The 2,282-nt window shown below is 53.9% G+C and carries 1 protein-coding gene and 2 rRNA genes; all 3 read left to right on the top strand.

Annotated features, from left to right (window positions below):
* Positions 1-1,666, top strand: a 23S ribosomal RNA gene (locus VK958_RS11705); the annotation flags it as partial.
* A gap of 77 nt (positions 1,667-1,743) precedes the next feature.
* Positions 1,744-1,859 (top strand): 5S ribosomal RNA (gene rrf / locus VK958_RS11710).
* 215 nt (positions 1,860-2,074) lie between these two features.
* A partial coding sequence (locus VK958_RS11715) for a hypothetical protein (protein ID WP_325241529.1) occupies positions 2,075-2,282 on the top strand: 208 nt, incomplete at its 3' end.

Here is a 2,282-nt window from a genome sequence, read left to right on the forward strand (position 1 = left end):
ATGCTGGAGGTATCAGAAGTGCGAATGCTGACATGAGTAGCGATAAAGGGAGTGAAAAGCTCCCTCGCCGAAAGCCCAAGGTTTCCTGCGCAACGTTCATCGGCGCAGGGTGAGTCGGCCCCTAAGGTGAGGCAGAGATGCGTAGCTGATGGGAAACAGGTTAATATTCCTGTACTTTTATGTAATGCGATGTGGGGACGGAGAAGGTTAGGTCAGCCATCTGTTGGAATAGGTGGTTTAAGCGTGTAGGGAGATCCTTTAGGCAAATCCGGAGGGTCAATTCTGAGGCGTGACGACGAGTGCACTTGTGCACGAAGTGATTGATACCAAGCTTCCAAGAAAAGCCACTAAGCTTCAGTTACATAAAAACCGTACCGCAAACCGACACAGGTGGGCAGGATGAGAATTCTAAGGCGCTTGAGAGAACCCGGGAGAAGGAACTCGGCAAATTAGCACCGTAACTTCGGGAGAAGGTGCGCCTCGGTAGTGTGTAGAGATTTACTCTCGAAGCACGATGAGGTTGCAGTGAAAAGGTGGCTGCGACTGTTTAATAAAAACACAGCACTGTGCAAACACGAAAGTGGACGTATACGGTGTGACGCCTGCCCGGTGCCGGAAGGTTAAATGATGGGGTGCAAGCTCTTGATTGAAGCCCCGGTAAACGGCGGCCGTAACTATAACGGTCCTAAGGTAGCGAAATTCCTTGTCGGGTAAGTTCCGACCCGCACGAAAGGCGTAACGATTTGGGCGCTGTCTCGGCGAGGGGCTCGGTGAAATTGGATTGGCTGTGAAGATACGGCCTACTCATACCAGGACAGAAAGACCCCATGGAGCTTTACTGTAGCTTGTCATTGAAACTGGGTGGCTCATGTGCAGGATAGGTGGGAGACTTCGAAGCAGGTTCGTCAGGACTTGTGGAGTCGTCGGTGAGATACCACTCTTGAGTCATCTAGTTTCTAACCCGAGACCGTTATCCGGCTTGGGGACAGTGGCTGGTAGGCAGTTTGACTGGGGCGGTCGCCTCCTAAAGAGTAACGGAGGCGCCCAAAGGTTCCCTCAGATTGGTTGGAAATCAATCGCAGAGTGTAAAGGCACAAGGGAGCTTGATAGCGAGACTGACAGGTCGAGCTAGGACGAAAGTCGGGCTTAGTGATCCGACGCCAGCGCGTGGAAGTGGCGTCGCTCAACGGATAAAAGTTACCCTGGGGATAACAGGCTGATCTCCCCCAAGAGTCCACATCGACGGGGAGGTTTGGCACCTCGATGTCGGCTCGTCGCAACCTGGGGCGGTAGTACGTCCCAAGGGTCGGGCTGTTCGCCCGTTAAAGCGGTACGTGAGCTGGGTTCAGAACGTCGTGAGACAGTTCGGTCCATATCCGGTATGAGCGCAGGAGATTTGAGAGGAGCCGTCCCTAGTACGAGAGGACCGGGACGGACCAACCGCCAGTGTACCAGTGGTTCCGCCAGGGGCCAATGCTGGGTAGCTGTGTTGGGAGTGGATAAGCGCTGAAAGCATCTAAGTGCGAAGCCCACCTCAAGATGAGATCTCCCATCACTCCTTCGGGAGTGGGTAAGACCCGCGGAAGATAACCGCGTAGATAGGCTACAGGTGTACAGTCAGCAATGGCTTAGCCGAGTAGTACTAATCGGTCGAGGGTTTAACCCTGTAACGACACATTTCGGTGTGTTGCAAGAACATTCGGTTTGTTGAAGTTTGTCTGTGCAGTTGTCAAGGTACGGTGCTCTGGTGTCATGGCGGTATGGCCCCACCCGTTCCCATTCCGAACACGGTAGTGAAACGTACCAGCAGCGACAATACTCGGCGGGCGACCGCCCGGGAAGATAGCCCGATGTCAGAGCTCTACCTTGAAAAGAACCCCCTCCAGCAATGGATGGGGGTTTTTTTCGTGCGTGAGCAAAAGGGGCCTGGCGGCTGGGGGTTCTTTTCGGCTATGGGCTCTGAGCTCTCGGCTCGCAACTTCTTTGGTTTTCCTCTGGCTCACAGCCCGTTTCCGGCTTGGCGTATACTGAGGCTGGCCTGAACATTAAAGACCATTTGAAGACAGGAGACGATATGAAAAAAAACGCTTGGCACTTGCTCAGCATCTCGTGCTGTATCTGGGGGCTGATTGGCTTTCTGGCCGGTGCAGAGGAGCAACAACAGCCTGAGGACAAGCCCCATCCTCTCGATGTCGCGTTCGATAAATGTATCGAAGCGGATGGTTCAACTGCCGGCTCCCATGCCTGTATCGACCGCTTCATGCCCAAATGGGATCAGGTGC

Origin of the sequence: Methylophilus sp. (assembly GCF_035460085.1) — a bacterium.
Lineage (GTDB): Bacteria > Pseudomonadota > Gammaproteobacteria > Burkholderiales > Methylophilaceae > Methylophilus.